Origin of the sequence: uncultured Cyclobacterium sp., from assembly GCF_963976465.1 — a bacterium.
GTDB lineage: Bacteria > Bacteroidota > Bacteroidia > Cytophagales > Cyclobacteriaceae > Cyclobacterium.
This window is the reverse complement of record NZ_CAXBOC010000050.1, coordinates 1-16765: the sequence shown is the minus strand read 5'-3', so window position 1 is coordinate 16765 and position 16765 is coordinate 1. Positions and strand designations below refer to the sequence as shown.

15 protein-coding genes and 1 pseudogene are annotated in these 16765 nt (G+C 36.2%); 9 read left to right on the top strand and 7 right to left on the bottom strand.

What is annotated here, in order from left to right; genetic code table 11:
• Positions 1-138 precede the first annotated feature (138 nt).
• The 7 genes from AAC037_RS04660 to AAC037_RS04630 all read right to left on the bottom strand — a co-directional run bounded on the left by AAC037_RS04660 (position 139) and on the right by AAC037_RS04630 (position 8557).
• The gene (locus tag AAC037_RS04660) at positions 139-1224 is read right to left on the bottom strand and encodes an efflux RND transporter periplasmic adaptor subunit (RefSeq protein WP_339901888.1); all 1086 of its coding nucleotides are present in this window, start codon (positions 1222-1224) and stop codon (positions 139-141) included.
• Positions 1225-1355: 131 nt separating this feature from the next.
• Positions 1356-1793, bottom strand: coding sequence for a hypothetical protein (locus tag AAC037_RS04655; protein WP_339901887.1), 438 nt, complete (start codon positions 1791-1793; stop codon positions 1356-1358).
• A 185-nt stretch (positions 1794-1978) separates the two neighbouring features.
• On the bottom strand, positions 1979-2878 hold the full coding sequence (locus AAC037_RS04650; RefSeq protein WP_339901886.1) for a diacylglycerol kinase family protein: 900 nt from the start codon (positions 2876-2878) through the stop codon (positions 1979-1981).
• A gap of 241 nt (positions 2879-3119) precedes the next feature.
• Positions 3120-3377: a hypothetical protein gene (locus AAC037_RS04645; RefSeq protein ID WP_339901885.1), complete on the bottom strand. Its 258-nt coding sequence runs from the start codon at positions 3375-3377 to the stop codon at positions 3120-3122.
• 68 nt (positions 3378-3445) lie between these two features.
• Positions 3446-4537 (bottom strand): sulfatase-like hydrolase/transferase, encoded by a 1092-nt coding sequence (locus AAC037_RS04640; protein WP_339901884.1) that lies wholly within the window; start codon positions 4535-4537, stop codon positions 3446-3448.
• A gap of 100 nt (positions 4538-4637) precedes the next feature.
• Positions 4638-6629: an SGNH/GDSL hydrolase family protein gene (locus AAC037_RS04635; RefSeq protein ID WP_339901883.1), complete on the bottom strand. Its 1992-nt coding sequence runs from the start codon at positions 6627-6629 to the stop codon at positions 4638-4640.
• 86 nt (positions 6630-6715) lie between these two features.
• Positions 6716-8557 (bottom strand): FAD-dependent oxidoreductase, encoded by a 1842-nt coding sequence (locus AAC037_RS04630; protein ID WP_339901882.1) that lies wholly within the window; start codon positions 8555-8557, stop codon positions 6716-6718.
• 348 nt (positions 8558-8905) lie between these two features.
• Here AAC037_RS04630 and AAC037_RS04625 point away from each other — a divergent pair, with 348 nt between their 5' ends.
• The 9 genes and pseudogenes from AAC037_RS04625 to AAC037_RS04585 all read left to right on the top strand — a co-directional run.
• Positions 8906-10183: a sorbosone dehydrogenase family protein gene (locus AAC037_RS04625; RefSeq protein WP_339901881.1), complete on the top strand. Its 1278-nt coding sequence runs from the start codon at positions 8906-8908 to the stop codon at positions 10181-10183.
• Positions 10184-10339: 156 nt separating this feature from the next.
• On the top strand, positions 10340-10495 hold the full coding sequence (locus AAC037_RS04620) for a DUF1328 domain-containing protein (RefSeq protein WP_339901880.1): 156 nt from the start codon (positions 10340-10342) through the stop codon (positions 10493-10495).
• A gap of 278 nt (positions 10496-10773) precedes the next feature.
• Positions 10774-10956, top strand: coding sequence for a hypothetical protein (locus AAC037_RS04615; RefSeq protein WP_339901879.1), 183 nt, complete (start codon positions 10774-10776; stop codon positions 10954-10956).
• A 451-nt stretch (positions 10957-11407) separates the two neighbouring features.
• Positions 11408-11995 (top strand): AraC family transcriptional regulator, encoded by a 588-nt coding sequence (locus AAC037_RS04610; RefSeq protein ID WP_339901878.1) that lies wholly within the window; start codon positions 11408-11410, stop codon positions 11993-11995.
• Positions 11985-12431 carry a response regulator gene (locus tag AAC037_RS04605; RefSeq protein WP_339901877.1) on the top strand — a complete coding sequence of 149 codons (447 nt, stop codon included), beginning with the start codon at positions 11985-11987 and terminating at the stop codon, positions 12429-12431. The genes AAC037_RS04610 and AAC037_RS04605 overlap by 11 nt, the downstream gene beginning before the upstream one ends.
• 563 nt (positions 12432-12994) lie before the next feature.
• On the top strand, positions 12995-14023 hold the full coding sequence (locus AAC037_RS04600; RefSeq protein WP_339901876.1) for an AraC family transcriptional regulator: 1029 nt from the start codon (positions 12995-12997) through the stop codon (positions 14021-14023).
• 176 nt (positions 14024-14199) lie between these two features.
• A complete protein-coding gene (locus tag AAC037_RS04595; RefSeq protein ID WP_339901875.1) occupies positions 14200-14703 on the top strand; it encodes a pyridoxamine 5'-phosphate oxidase family protein in 504 nt (167 codons plus the stop codon).
• Between the two features lie 323 nt (positions 14704-15026).
• Positions 15027-15476 carry a response regulator gene (locus AAC037_RS04590; RefSeq protein ID WP_339901874.1) on the top strand — a complete coding sequence of 150 codons (450 nt, stop codon included), beginning with the start codon at positions 15027-15029 and terminating at the stop codon, positions 15474-15476.
• Positions 15477-15602: 126 nt separating this feature from the next.
• A pseudogene (locus AAC037_RS04585) lies at positions 15603-16765 on the top strand (hypothetical protein); the annotation flags it as partial.

The window sequence follows — 16765 nt, the reverse complement described above, 5'->3', positions numbered from 1 at the left end:
ATTTCAGGAAACTGTGAAATAGGTCTTGTTGCAATCGCTAATATTCCTAGGAATATGATAGCCAGGGAAATAGCTATCGCTAAAACCGGCCGTTGTATAAACTTGCTAAACATGTCTAAAGTAATTTATAGGTTAAATTTACTCTGCATGAAGCAGGTTTAAATCAGCTAAAATATCTCTTTGATCTAGAAATTCGTGCTTTATTGTCTGGTTGTTTTTGACTTTTCTTAGACCATCGATAAGCACTTTATCCGTTGGTTTAAGACCTTCGCTCACAATAAACAAATGAGGGATTTCATGGGCGATCGTGATTTCAGTTGACCTTAATGTGTTGGTTTCATCTACGATATAGACGAACTTTTTGTCCAATATTTCAAAGGTTGCTTTTTGTGGTATGATCAATGCATCCTTAAAAACAATCGGCATTAATATATTCCCCGTTTCCCCGTGTCTTAAGAGACCTTTATCATTAGGGAATGTTGCTCGAAAAGCTATATTACCTGTTTCATTATTAAAATCAGCTTCAATGGTTTCTATCTGGCCTGTATATTCAAAGTTTTGGTTGTTGGCCATTTTGAACTGCACTTCAGGCAAGTTTTCTAAGCCGGTGGAGGTAGCAAGATCTAAATACTCTGATTCAGGAACATTGAAGTAAACCCACATTTTGCTGTTGTCAGATAAGGTAGCCAATAACTCCCCCTCATCTAAAAGGCTACCTAACCTTACGTGAAACCTACCCATTATTCCATCGAATGGGGCCCTGATTTCTGTAAAACCCAAATGCGCCTTTGCCAAATTTAACTCGGCTGTAGCCTTGGCAAGTTTTGCCCTTGACATGGCCAATTCATTGGAAGAAACAATATTGCTGTCTGCAAGACTTTGGGTATTGTTAAATTCTATCTCTGCAAAGTCGGCTTCAGCCTCCGCTCTTTGCTTTTCTGCTTCATAAATAAGCGGCATGATTTGAAACATTAATTGCCCTTTTTTAATGAACTGTCCTTCATCTACAAATACTTTTTGTAAATAACCTTTTTCAAGTGCCCTTAGCTCTATATGTTGAATGGAGTGCACTTGGCTTACGTATTCCTGAAAGACCACAGTGTCCATTTTTATAGGACTTGTAATTCGGTAGGTAGACTCAGGATGTCCAGCTTCTTTTTTATGCTGGCACGCAGAATTGCCTAGAATGGCTAGTAAACAGATGAGAATCAATATCCTCTTCATAATGATTATGATTTTTTATTATAAAAATTGATATAAAAAGCCCTTGGATAGATGAAAATCTACTGAAAATAAAAGGCTTGGATGAAATCATTGGAGTGGATCCAATGAGGGTATGAATGAGCTGAAAAAAATTAAATGAGAAAACTCTTCCAGGAGTGGTGAAGAATGATGAGTGAAATCCTTGATCTGTTATGATTGGAGTGGTTCAATTGGGAAAATATAGCTTTTTCCAAATGGTACCCCAGCTTAGAGAAAAAAGCGGTGTTAACAGTGAAATGCTCACTGTCTTCGTCTAAGGTTTTATTGGATTCATTTTCGCTTTCATTTTCCTGTTCCTCCGGAGAATCCCCTTCAGATGGTAAATGCAAAAAATAATGAATATCACTTAAAATATCACTGGCTGATACATAAGTGATTTGCTGGTTAGAATCCCCGGAATCCTCATTAAATGAACTTCCTTGAATCACTAATGGGCTGAAAAGAAGCATTAAAAAGCCCACAGCCAAGGAAGCCCCGATATAGATGGGGTTCTGTACAGAATTCTTTATAAAATGTCTCTTACTTTTCATTTAGATCAACAAACCTATAAAAAAATTTTATAATCTATATGGGTATGGAGTTTTTTTTACAGAAAATATATTTAATGAGTTTTGAGGATTTTTGGAATAAAAAAATAAAGCTATCCTTATAATAATAGCGATATTATTTAATATTTATTTAGTCTTTTTAATAAATAAAGCCTGTAAATTGCCTATCAATCATGGATATATTGGTTGTCTGTGGAGGTGATAAGCTTAGTGGCACCTTTGATTATTTCAACGTTTATTTCTTTAAATTTCCCGATTACCTCTCCATCTAGTTGAAGCAGCCTTGGTTTTTTGAATTTTAATACGGCCTTTTCTGTACAAATGGCAGTGATGTTTTCTTTCATATAAAAAACATCATTAAACTTTGAAAGACCGGCATTAATTAAGAATTGGGTATTGATATCCTTTACCAGAATAATTTCAAATTTACCATCCATTGGGTTCCCATCAATATTCAAAGGAATGCCGGTACCATACTTTTTAGCATTACAAATTCCTACCATTACTGCTTTTTCAACAATTGTCTGATCCATGGCAACTACCTCAACCTCAAAAGGATCGTTTTTGGTCAGTTCATCAATAAAATATTTTGCGTAGGTCGTCATACCCCTGTTAGGATCTTTTTCATAAGAGGCTACTATTTCAGCGTTGATGCCCACATCCCCAAGGTGTATAGAAAAATGTTTGTCGTTGACCTTTAAAATATCCAAATCCCTGATCATGGATGACATTATAAGGTCCTTTAAGGCTTCCATGGGATTGGATTGTACGCCCAATTCCACTGCCATACCATTGGCTGAACCCAAGGGAATGATGCCCATTGGAATTTTACTTTCCAATAAAGCAATGGCCGAAAACAAAGTTGTTCCATCGCCTCCGACGGAGGCAACTCTGTCAGGGGCAAAGGAATTGATGGTTTCTTCTACCTTTCTTTCATCAGCTTTGCCTGTTGTTTTAAAGATCTGGGTAACTATTCCATATTTTTGACATAATTTGGTAGCCTTTTCTAAAAAAGGCTCTTTATCTACATCCCCTGAAACGGGATTGACAATGAAGAGTACTTTCATATCATAATTTTAATGACAAAACAATCCTTTGACAAAGTCAAATTAAATAAACTTAATGAATCGATTATTTTCGAATTATTGATTATCCATTAGATAGCTTAATCCGTGCCAATATGCTTCATTTACAATAAAATTTTTTCACAGAAAGTTTTACTGAATTCGGCTTTGGAATGTTACTGATTTGTCTTTCAGGATTTTTTTTAGCTAGTTATTGCCAGTAACCGATATTACAGGCACTTATTTAATCTATGTGGCAACTTCCAACTTTGTGTTCATTAACGCTGACTAGCAGATCAAGACGAAAGGTTATTTTATTTTCCAAAACAATATACTCTTCTTTGTTTTTAGTATAAATATCCTTAATCCGAGTTTTGATGCTGATAACTTCACCTGATTTATTTCTGTAGGCGATTTCAACTACCTCTTTTCTGGTGGCCCAATCTTGTAATCTGTCAACGAATAAACAATCAATAGGAATGTATTTGGGAAGCTTGTCCATCTTTTAAAATTTTAATTGACCTACTCTTTCTTGAAGTATTTTTAATGATTTGTTTTAAACGTAGTGTATTACTTGATCATGTCGGTGATAACTTCCCCTGCCTTTAATTCCGGATATTCTTTTCCTAAAAGTTTAAAAATGGTCCTGGCTATCATGGAAGAATGCCATAAACCTTTGGTTTTCATCTCACCTTTCGCAGGGGTATCAGGGCCGATGGCAGCCATCCATATTTCTTTTGCTTCAGGAATAGAGGATCCATGCCCTGTCCAAGTTTTTTTATTTATTCCTCTTCCATGATCTGTAGTTATGATCATAGTAGTCTTGTCCTTGTATTGGGGAGAATTTTGAATATAACTCCACAATTCTTTAAGGTAGGCATCAAACTGGTGAATAGAGTACAGGTATTGGTCATACGCGTTGTCATGTGCCCAATCATCCGGTTCGCCATAAGCAATGTAAACAACTTTTGGTTGATGTTTTTTAATTCCTTCCAGAGCATAGTTGTGGGTAAAAGCATCCAACCTTACTCCTCCCCAAGGGCCTCTAATTTCACTTTGAAGCCTGTTGATCATTACCTCTTTATCCGTAAGGTTGTTTCCTTCAGCCAAATCAAAACCTGCATTTACTGGGACTTTACTTCTTTCCTCATTAATAATGAATGGAAAGACATCCCAGCTTCCATAGGCCAAGACCTTGTTTTGATAGTCAGCAGTTTGATTTAAGTATTCCAATAAAGTGGTATTGGGGTTGTTGATTTTTGAATTTGAATTGATTCTTTTGTCATCTGCAAACCCACTTAACACTTCATTGTATCCCGGGTAGGAAAATAACATGGTATTGCTGTTGTCAACCAAATTGCCATAAACTCTATTGCCATACAATTGCCCTTCAGCACTCAGCTTTTCCCAAAAAAATGGCATTAACATTTTCCTGCGCTCTTTTGGCTCGCTGTCCCAATATTCAGCCACTAGTTCATCTGTGTTCTCAACCATTCCTGTATCATCAATCAACAAGGAATCAGCTCCCTTGAATATTTCCTGCCAACGAAGCCCATCCACTGTTATCAAAAAGATGTTTTCCGTTTTGGTTTGCTTTTGGGCGTATATTTGGGAAAGATTGATAAAGAAGCCAATCGTTACCAGTAGGAATAACTGTTTCATTTTTATTTTTTTTGAAATTTTTTCGTGTGGAAGTAAATGATATTAAAACACTCTTGATAAAGCAATGCGAATCATTATCCTTCTCAAAATGATATTTAGTTTACTTATTATTATGGTCGGAATTTACATAGAAATACCTGATTCTACACGCTTTCTGCTGTGAACCTTCATTGAGATTATCTGGAATGCTGATTTCTAAAAGATGAGCGTGGTTGGATAATTCATTAGCCAAAGTATAATACCAGGGTAGGTGCAACTGCTTGCTCCAAGGTGTAAGCAAGTCCAGTTGTTTCCATTCACCTTTGTCTATTCTATAGCGAATGGTGGCAGCATCCTGCCCTGCGGCCACAGCAATACCTACAGCCGTTCCATTGAATTTAAATTTCAAAGATTTGGCCCCACTTTTACCAACCAAAAATGGTTGGCTAACATAGTTCGGTCTCGTATTTAAATTGTCTGCAGGTTCCCAATCAGGAACAAGTTGCCAACCTTTGGCTAATTTTGCTTCTTTAACATCCACTAGAAATCCTGAACCATAGGCATATGGATCCAATTTTGTTGGAACCGCGTAATGGATGACTTCCTCTTTCAAAAGCTTACTTTTATTGAAACTGTTCGTTAGGAATGTAATAATTGAATGGGAATAAATACCTTGACCAAAAGGGGAAGGGTGAAGGTTCTTGAAATCCTTCTCCCAAGAAAACTCCCCGGCATCAATTCTATCTGTAACCTCTTTAGCCAAATTAATGGTAGGAATGCCATAATGATCTGCTACTGCCTGATGGTTTACAATTACTTCCGGTATCAAGCCCTCACGGTAAAGGGATATTTTTCCCGGATCCACAAAATGCATGATTACGATATCCATTTCCGGATTTGAATTTCTTGCCTGCCTTATGATTCCTTCCATCGCACGCTTTTGTTCCTTTGATGTTCTTCCATTTCCGGAATCATTAACAGCAGCTTCTACAAAAAGTAGATCTACTTTACCTTTAGACAAGACATCTCTTTCAAGCCTAAAAGCTGAAGGAGTACTTCCCATAGATGGGATGCCGGCATTTATAAATTTCAAAGATGCATCAGGGAAGCGTTCTTGTATAAAATGATTAATACTGTCTCGCCAGCCATGATTGTGGGTGATTGAACCTCCTAAATAGGCAACTCGGCCGGATTTATTGCTTGAAAATTTATGATAAGCATTAAGGATAACTCCATTTGTTTTATGGTAGTTTTCAGAAGCTAATGCCTGGGTTTTAATAGAGTTGTACTTGATAAAGTCAGCAACCAATCTGGGAGTCTGTATGGGGAAATGGTGTCCTTTTAGGTTTTGTTCTCCATCCACAGAGGTTACAATGGTGGCCAGTCCACCTGATTTAATGTAATTTTGAACAAAGGGAAGGGTGTTTTCTCCTACTGGAACTATTTGATCCTCCAGTCCAATCATGTGAAGGATAGGTACCCTTTTTGTTGGTAACTCATTAAGGTTATCAATGGGGTTGTCGGCATAGTTTTTTGCTTCCTCATCAGTGGCAAAGCCATAAACCTCCTTTAACCGGAGCCAATCCTTTAGTGAGCCTTCACCCGTTCCAAAACCTCCGGGCCAACTTTTGAAATCCAATACCGGGGCTTCTGCATAAATGCAAGCTGCTTTGTCAACATTGGCCTTTGCCCAATTGTAAATAAATAATCCTCCTCGGCTGACTCCCATTAATGAAACTTGTTCTTGGAGGTCAAGCTCAGAAGTTAATAGTGAATAGAAATCATCCCAAACTTGAACGGCATCTTTATTTCCATATAGGTTATCGGTATTGACGTAAGCCAAGTGAACCCCTTCAGCCACTAAGAGACTGTCAGCCGTAGTATGCCAGTCAGGAAATCTAGCCCGCCAGATCCAAGGCTTTCCCGGGATAGCTTTGTCAGGGAGGACCAGCCTTGCATTTCTCCCTTGGAAACTAAAGTCATAACGCTCAAACCCTTTCCAATTGGAAATCTCAGCGCCCTCAAAAGAATCTTTAGGTTGGGACTGGGCATAAGCCTGAGTAAAGAGGAGCTGGCAACATAGAATAGCCAGGATTGTATAAATTTTAAACATTGATCGGGTAGGTTTTTGATTAGATTTTGAGCCAATTAAGGAGGATTAATATATTAGCTTTTCTAAACATCTATAGAAATTTTATATTATTCATAAGCCCTTATTTCAAAAATACGCGCATGATCTAAGCCCTGTGTAGACAAAACAGTGATTTTTATAGTGTCTATGGAATGTCCTTGAAGGACATGTTTACGTAGCCTTTGGTAATTGTTTTTTTTGGACAAGGATTCCTTTTGGTGACCATTAAAATAAGTAGCTATGGTATAATCTTTAACAGTCTCGGGTTGAGGACTTCCCCAGTGCATTTTTTGGGTGTACTCATCTGCAAGGCTAAAGGTCAAGACCCTGTGCGCTCCGGTATCAAAAACAATCTGTATTAAGCGGATATTTTTGGGTTTTGTCCATGATAATTCTATGCTAACCGGCATGCCATCCATTGGGTTACTCATCCAACGATGCGTACCGGGTAAGGCAATTTCAGGGTGAACGCCCCGATGCCCATGAACACTTCGTGTCTGCCCACTGATTATATTGATTGCTTTACCAATTTCTTGTTCAGAGTTGGCGCTGATTTTTGCATCTTTTGCCAAGTCACTATTGTCCTGATTTTGTATGCCGGGAATAAACACATCATCCTTAAGAAGTTGCTGTTGAATGCTAGATAGTAAGTCTTTATTGGAAACGATATTTCCAGGTTGTATGCCGCTTTTTCCAGCCATCGCTGCGGCTGTACCTACAGCTTGTCCCACTACAGCACAAGTGGCCATGACCCTGGTTGAGGCAAAAGCCACATGGCTTGCAGAGATATTTCTTCCGGCAAACATAAGGTTGTTAATCTTTTTACTTATGGTAGTGCGTAAGGGAATTTGGTATAGATTGGGCACATCGTGGTGGATGCAAGGAGATTTGTCGATCGCATCAACTCCTTCCGGGGGATGAATGTCAATATGCCAACCTCCATAAGCTATAGCATCATCAAAAGTTTTGGCTTCTTGCACATCATTTTGGTTAAGGGTGTATTGTCCTATAAACCTACGGCTCTCCCTTTTCCCCGGAAGAAAGCCACACCACTCTAAGGCCCAATTGTCCGCTCCATGATCACCTCCATTTTTTACATGATCCCAAACACCCAACAATATAGCCAATAATTCATCTCTAATGAGCTCATTGTCTTTGATCGTATCCAAGGTTCCTCCCCATTCTAACCACCAATAGCCATATTCCAAGCCCAGGTCCATGTCCATGGCAGGGGTTGCATGTGGCCTAAGCGCCAGGTCTTCTTCTGTGACTTTCCGAGCCCAGGATGGGGGAGAGAAGGGCATCGGTTTATCATGTTTTTTTGCCTGAAACATGAGGGAAGAGCCTAATCTTAAATTGTCGCTTTCGTTCTGTGCCAGTGGTTCATTAAAGCTTGATTTCGCCTCTCTTCCTTCATAAAATGAAGCGCCCGAACAGGCACCAATGGTTCCATCACCTGTGCAATCAATAAAGATTTTGGCGGTTATCTCGAATTCATCTTCGGTAGATTCTCTTCTGGCAAAGGCTTTTTTTATGGTTTTTTCCTCTACTTCTGTTGCATAAACTCTCGTGTTGAGCATTAAATCTAAATTTGGATCACTCCTACATTTATCATACAGAATTAAGTCGAATATCGCTGGCGCACGCTGAGGATTATTTACAGTTGATTCAAGCCGTATTTCTTCTATTATGCCAGATTCCCTAGCTTCTACTGATAAATTCTCTCCTCTTTTACCGCTGCAATCAGCCCCTACAATATGCATCCGAACCTCACTCGATGCATTTCCACCTAAAACGGGTCTGTCTTGACAAAGGATAACTTTTGATCCATTTCTGGCAGCTGCAAGAGCGGCAGGTATACCTCCCGGTCCACCGCCCGCAATCAATATGTCGCAATTAAGTTGTTTCATGAATTTAGCTTTTTTGCTTGATCCAAATGTCATTTCCTGTATTGTTTATCTTACTTCGAATCCTAAAATTACATTATTTATTTCCTAATTTTTTATGCTGAATTGGAAATGCTTAACTAATTCTTCTCAGGTGTAGGTGGTCAAACTTTTTTTAACATTTTTTAATAATGGTATAGGATTTGCATCGAAAGGGTTATAGCATTTAAATATAATGTTATTAATAAATGTCTAAAATGGGAATTTGTATAGCTTCACCTTTAGGATGTTTCGATATCATTTTGTGAAGTTTTTATCAACTGTTTACATAATAAATTGTAAAAATAGGGGCCAATCTAAAAAACAATTAAAATGAAATATATATTATTAGCTCTTTTAATAGTTACTGGTCTTGGATGCAAGGAAAGAAAGTTATCAGGATCTGAGAAAGAAGAATTTGCTAATCAGGATAGTGTAACTGTTGAGACAGCTGTAGGAGAGCTAACTTTACCTGCCCCATATAGTTCAACTTCGGTAACCAATCGTAGCGAAATAGTAGGTTGGCCGAAAGGGGAAGGTCCAAAAGCGCCTGAAGGATTCACCGTGAGCAGGTTTGCTGAGGATTTGGATCACCCGAGATGGACTTATATCGCTCCGAATAAAGATATATTTGTCGCTGAATCCAATACTAAAAACAGTGCCGATCAGATAAGGTTATTGCGTGATTCCGATAATGATGGTAAAATAGATGAGAAACATGTCTTTTTAGAAGATTTGAATCAGAATTTTGGTATGCTGGTGTTGGGTGAGTATTTCTATGTAGCCAATACAGATGGTCTTTATCGGTATCCTTATAAAGAAGGGGCTAACAAAATTGAAGGAGAAGGTGAAAAAATCTTGGACTTATCAGCCAGTGGGTATAACAATCACTGGACCAGGAATATAATAGCCAGTCAGGACAAGAATAAAATTTATGTTTCTGTTGGTTCTGCAAGTAATGCAGGAGAGCAGGGCATGGAAAAAGAACATAGAAGAGCCAATATAATAGAAATAAATCCGGATGGATCTGGTGAAATTATTTATGCTGATGGGCTTAGAAATCCTGTAGGAATGGATTTTAACCCTGTTACCGGGGAGCTTTGGACCGCAGTAAATGAGCGAGACAAATTGGGGAATGATCTTGTACCTGATTATGTAACTAGTGTTAAAAAGGGAGGTTGGTACGGTTGGCCTTACAGTTATTATGGTCAAATAAAAGATCCAAGATGGAAAGATGACCCACACGAAGACTTGGTAGCGAAATCAATCATTCCGGATGTACCGGTAGGTAGTCACACTGCCTCATTGGGCCTAACCTTTTATACTTCGGATGCATTTCCGAATTCATTTATAAATGGTGCCTTTGTAGGGCAACATGGATCATGGAATAGGGAGCAACTGTCAGGGTATAAAGTTATTTTTATCCCATTTGACAATGGAAAGCCTAAAAAACCAATTGATTTTCTAACTGGGTTTATAGCCAATGAAGATGGTACTGAGGTTTATGGCCGACCGGTTTGTGTGGCAGTTGCACCGGATGGCTCACTTTTGATCAATGATGACGACGGTGGTCTTATCTGGAAGGTTTCCTATAATGGAGACGGTTCTTAGGTTGATGGATATTCTCTTCAACTGTAAACTTTATTAGATCGATTGAAGCAAGAATAGGATCTATTGAGGTCATTTGCTAAGGTCAAGTTAATTAATTTTATTATTAGCAATCAACTCATTTTCAAACCATATCTACAACTCTAAACTTTAAAAATTATGCTACGTTGGACAATTATTTTCGTTGTAATAGCTGTAATAGCTGCTATTTTTGGATTTGGCGGTGTTGCCGAAGGAGCTGCATCAATAGCCAAGGTGATATTCTTTATTTTTGTTGTTCTTTTCTTAATTTCTTTGATTTTTGGGAGAAAATGAATGGCATGAAAGTCATTTTAATGAAAATAGATGAATAGTCTGTTTAGGTTTATACCAATACCTAAAAGGCTAAAATCACAAAATTCAATACCCCGAAATAACCAACAGGATCAGTGTTGATACCAGATAAAACTACCAACTTCCAGTTAATGAATTAAATTAAAAGAATAGCATTGGGGTTAAAATTGATCCAATGCATGGAGAAAAAGCAATCAATTTAGAAGACCCGGGGTAACCAACTTTAACTTAAATAAAACTGTAAACTAAAATTAAAAATTATGAAACGTTACATTAACATCTTTTTATTAGCGCTTATGACTACCTCATTCCTTTCATTGTCCAGTTGTAGGGATAAAAAGGATAGTGCAGGTGAGAAAATAGAAGAAGCAGCAGATGATGCAGGAGATGCAATAGAAGAAGGTGCTGAAGAAGTTGAAGACGAAATAGATGATGCTACCTAATCAAAATTAAATATAGAACATTACCATAAAAAAAACGAATTTTCAAAATTGAAAATTCGTTTTTTTTATATTAAATTCTTGGGATATTTTACATAATTAAAATTTATTTCGAATAGCGTTGTTCGGGCTTGGAATAATTTTAATATTTTTTTGAAAATCCGGAATTAAAACTCAGTTTTGGTTTTTTGGAGAAATTTTTTGAACTGCTGCAGTCAAATTAAAAACACTCTATTTCTCAGGTGAAAATAATTGCTCCCATTTTTTAGTATTCATTTGTGGTTTAAATGAATGAAAATGAATACCCATCGGAATTTTAGCATAATATGCTATTTTTTAAATAAATAAAATACGTTATTTTTAGTAAAATAATTTCAATTAATTATTGTTTTTGTACTTACTTTGCTTTGGACTCTTGGTATAAACAGCAATCGAGTGCTATTTTAAAGGTTGAATGAAAATTTATTTAAAATATAATTACAAGGTAGTTTGCGAAACATTGGTGAGGGAGCAATTAGAGAAATTTAATATACCATGGTCAGCTATCAATTCAAGTGAATTTGAAATCTTAGATGGTTTGCCTGAAGAAACTAAATTCTCACTAATTCAATCCCTTAAAAATTATGGCATAACAGTCTTGGATGATCAGAAAGAAACCCTTGTTGATCGAATTAAAAACACAATTGATGAGATGCTAAATGATGAAAATGCAAGGCATTTAAAGGTGTCCAGCTATTTGTCCGATAAACTTGACTATACCTATTCTTATTTGTCTTCCGTTTTTTCTGAAAACACTTATTCATCAATTGAAAATTATTTGATTTTAAGAAAGGTAGATCTTGTTAAGGAATTGTTGCAAGAAGGTAATCTGAATTTAACTGAAATCGCTTATCGATTAAATTACAGTAGTGTTTCCCACCTATCGGGTCAGTTTAAGAAAACTACAGGTCTTACTCCAAGTAGTTTTCAACGTATAATGAAACGGAAAAAGAGCTTGAATGCCTATATTGATAAAACCATAAAACTAGTTGATGAGCAATAACTTTCTAAATGTAGTTTTGGCCGATGATGATGAAGATGATAGGTTTTTGTTTAAAGAAGCCATCAAGCAACTTTCTATTCAAACTAGGCTTTTGCTTTTTAATGATGGACAAGAGTTAATGAATTACCTCTTTTCAGATGAATCCGAAAGACCTAATTTGTTATTTCTCGATCTAAATATGCCAGTAAAAGATGGAATGCAATGTTTGAGAGAAATTCGCCAAAATGAAGCTTTTAAAGACTTAGCCATCGCAATTTATTCAACTTCATCCACAGAGCAGGACATAGAAGCTACTTTTATTTATGGCGCCAATATCTACATCAATAAACCAAGCAGTTTTGCAAAGCTAAAGGAAGTAATCGAAAAGGTGTTGCAGGTTAATTGGCAATATCATACCTCAAATATGAATCGAAATACCTTTTTGTTTCGCTTTTAGGACAATGAGTAACTTGAAAACGGATTGGAGCATTTTTTTATCCCTTAATTAGGCTGTGGTTTCCTAAAATTTTAAGGCTTTTTAAAATAAAAAATTTGTGGCTTGCCGACCTACAAATCCCGTGAAGCAGATGCAATTATTGTAATTTTTGAATCGTGTAGATCACGGTTTAGTTTTTCGAATGATAAAGGGTTACTGTTGAACTTTCTTACCTTTTTTCTTACTGCTTTTGTGTAATTCAATGTGTTTTAGATTTTTTTTTTACATTTTTTTCAAAAAAGTGTCCAATTGATCTAGTAATTGAAAATCAATATCTTAGGATTGTTCAAAAAAATATAGACTTAAGTTAGTAAACATAAGATTTTGCAATCTTAACCCAAAGTTATATAACAAAAGTGCGTTTAAGTTGTTGATCTTTGTTAAACAATCATTTTGGAAAATTTACAACTCAAAGGAGGGTTGGAAATAGGCTAAAATGTTTCAAATATTGACTGTGCTGTAATAGCAAGTGGTGTTCACTTGTTTTGTATTCAGGTATTTATTGTTTAACGCTATTAATTTCTATGACAACCATTACACTTACATCTACCGCTATTAAGAATATTTTCGATGAGTTGCACCAGAGTATGAATGGAGCTCTAAGTGTGAAGGTGAAAGAACATATTTTGGATATTGACAATGAATTTGGTCGGGGGAAGATTCGGGGTGTTACTTTTAAAAGTGGCATATCCTTGCTGGAATTTGATGTTAAATTTATTCAAGACCTGACCCTTCGTGTGGGGTCTTCAGAACATCCACCCATTTGTTTTGCCTATTGTTTAAGAGGTAAAGTTACCCATAGTTTCGGGAGTCAATCCGGAAAAAAAGTGCTTGAGAATTTTCAAACGAGCATACTGACCAATAAAGCATATGAAGAAAACATACTGGAATTTGCTAAAAACGAGCATATTAAGATTTCATTAATAGTGGTCAATACTGAATTGAATACTGACAATCCTAAAAAACACAGTTTGAATTATAGAATTCAGAAATCGTTTATGATGGGAAAGCCTGCTCAAAACTCCATTTATATTGGGTCATACAATTTGAAAATTGCTGATAAAATTCAGCAACTAGAAGCCATTCAGGAAAGAGGCATTGTCAGAAGTTTAATGATTGAGGGGTTGGTTCACATGATCTTGGCTTATGAAATTCAGCAACATGCAGATGATCAAAAGCGAGACGCTCAAAACAATGGTAACCTTACTTTAAAGGAGATGAATGCTGTTCGTGACATTTCCAAAGCCATTTTAAACTGCCCGGAAAAACCGCATTGTATTGCAGAGTTGAGCAGACAAGCAGGATTGTCTCCAGGAAAACTTCAGGAGGGATTCAAACGAATGCATGGTACGACCGTTAGCGATTATATAAGATCTGTAAGGGTTGAAAAGGGAGAAGAACTGATAAAAACATCAGACATGAACATTTCTCAGGTTGTATATAGTGTAGGATTTTCCAGTAGAAGTTACTTTTCAAAAATATTTAGACAGAAGTACAATTGTAGTCCCAAAGAATACAAGGAAAAACAACAATCGATGGCTTTATCTGCTTAATGATAATCAATAATATAAACCAACTATTAAACGGGTAGATTACCATAGGTTAGCCATCTAGTTAATAATTAGATGGCTTTTCTTTTTATTATCAAGGAGTAATGCCATTTGGTGTCACCATGGATAAATTTATTCAGGAGTTAAAGGTATTGTTCAACACATTAAATTAGACAGTTATGAGTGGAGATAAATTATTCGAAGAAAAAACAATTGACCAATTAAAAGAATTGGCTGAAAGCATTCGGTTTGCAATTATGGGTACTAACCTAAAATCTCTTCCTCCTCATTTTATTCCAATGACGACCAAGGAAGTGGATGAAAATGGAAGTATTTGGTTTCTAAGCAGTGAAAAAAGTACCCACAATAAAAACATAATTGAAGATAATAATTTGCAGCTGATTTATTCAAACCCGACGAATATGCAATTCTTAACGGTTTATGGCCAAGCCATAATTTATAAGGGTAGCGTGATTTTGGAAAGATTTTATGATAGTGAGGTTGATGGAATCTGGTTTAAGGGTATCGGGGATCCGGATTTAACGGCTATTAAGGTGGTGCCTACAGAAGCCCATTATTGGGATAAAACCAAAGGAGAGTTAATTAATTTGATAAAATTAGGTAAGGAATCAATTTCAGCCATCCATCCTGAACCACAGCTCAACGGTAAATTAACCGTATAAAAAAAGTAAGACCTGAATTTATTTTTAGGTCTTACTTTTAAAGATTTAATGTTAATGCAATTTCATTGGCTATTAATGTCAGATTACCTCTTTGAAGCATAATTACTGGTAAATTATGATTTACAGAAGGCATACAGGCAATTTTTAATAGCATGAGTGCAGTTTTTGAGGCTATCTAATTATTTTACCTACATATCAACATGTTTTGGTCTCATTTTTGATTTTGTTTTCTTGAGTAGCCTAGCTGTTTGCTATTTACTTTTTATGCTATCCGGCTTCTCGATTATTATTTAAATGAAGAAACAAACAGAACTGCCTTTAAAATGAGATATTTAAGGAATAACTTACTTGTATTAACAGACGATGATCCCGATGATTGCGAGTTTTTTTTGGACACCATTGAAACAATAAATGTTGAAATTCCTATACGGGTATTCCATGGTGGGGACCATCTTATGGAGTATTTGACAAATGAAAACTCGAAATTGCCGGATATCATATTCTTGGATCTTAATATGCCTGTGAAAAATGGATTCGAATGTTTGAAAGAAATTCGCTCCAATGAAAGGCTAAAGAATATTTGCACAATAATATTTTCAACTTCTTATAATAGTTCAGACATTGCACTTTCCTATAAGCTGGGAGCCAATGCTTATATCCAGAAACCCTTCAATCGGGAAGAAATGCAAAATATACTAAAGAATACCTTGAATACAGACTGGAGTGATCCATGTTCAGCTCTCGAAAAACATAATTTTGTTTTACATGCTTAAAATTCTACAGTTGTATTTCCTCCTTTGCTTAAATATAGTTTAGTTTTTAATGATTTAATTAACAGAATGCTTTGAATTTATTTAGGATAACAGGAATTTGAAGTCTGTAAGTATGGTAGATGAAATATGAATAAAGAAGGAGAAATAAATTTTCCCAAAGGACCTAATTTTTTGCAGAATGGGGGAGAAATGGGCAGGATTATTGAGGCTTATGACTGGTCTAAACATCCTTTAGGCGTTCCGGAAGATTGGCCACTATCCTTAAAAATGGCTGTTAGTAATATGTTAAAAACAGCTTTCCCCAAATTTATTCTTTGGGGTAAAGAATTTTTTTGCTTTTATAATGATGCATATAGACCAAGTCTTGGGAACAATGGTAAACATCCTTCCATATTAGGTGAAAAATTTGAAGATGCATTTCCTGAATTAGTTCATACCCTTAAAAAAGAAGCTGAATATGTTTGGAAAACGGGAGAGGCTACTTGGCATGAAAACCAGCTTGTTTCTATTTTCCGGAATGGGAGAATGGAAGAAGTGTACTGGACGTTTAGTTATAGCGTATTGATTGGTGAAGAGGATGAAACAGTAGGGATTTCCATCACTTGTATAGAAACTACAGATGCAGTTAAAAACTTACAATTGTTGCAAGAAAGTGAAAATCAACTTGCATTTGCAATTGATGCAGCGGAACTAGGGACATGGGATTATGATCCTCTTACTAATTCTTTTTCCGGAAACGATAGGTTAATGGATTGGATGGGAATTCCTAAAGGCATGAACATTTCTATGGAACAAGCTATGGATACCATTGTGCCGGAAGATGTCTACAGGGTAACCTCCTCCATTAATAAATCATTGGCTGGGAGACTGGAGGGAAGATTTATAGAAAGGTTTGGGATAAAAAATAAAAGTACAAATGAGGTTAGGACTGTTCAGGCACAAGGAAAAGTAAGGTTTAGAAATCCAAAATCTCCCTACCGAATCACCGGAACATTGCAAGATGTTTCGGAACAGGTGAATTATGAAAAAAAGCTGATTTTTGCCAATGATAAAATTAAAAAAGAAGAGCAGAACTTTCGGAATATTGTATATAAAGCACCAGTAGGGATAGCCATTTTTAAGGGCAGGGAATTGGTTGCAAAAATGGCAAATAATTCCCTTTTGAATTTTTTTAAAAAAGAGTCAGAAGAATTCTTAGGTAATAAGTTATTTGACACTATACCTGAAATTAAGGAGACTATGGGAAACTTATATAAGGAAGTTTTCCATAATAAGGAATCAGTAAGAGG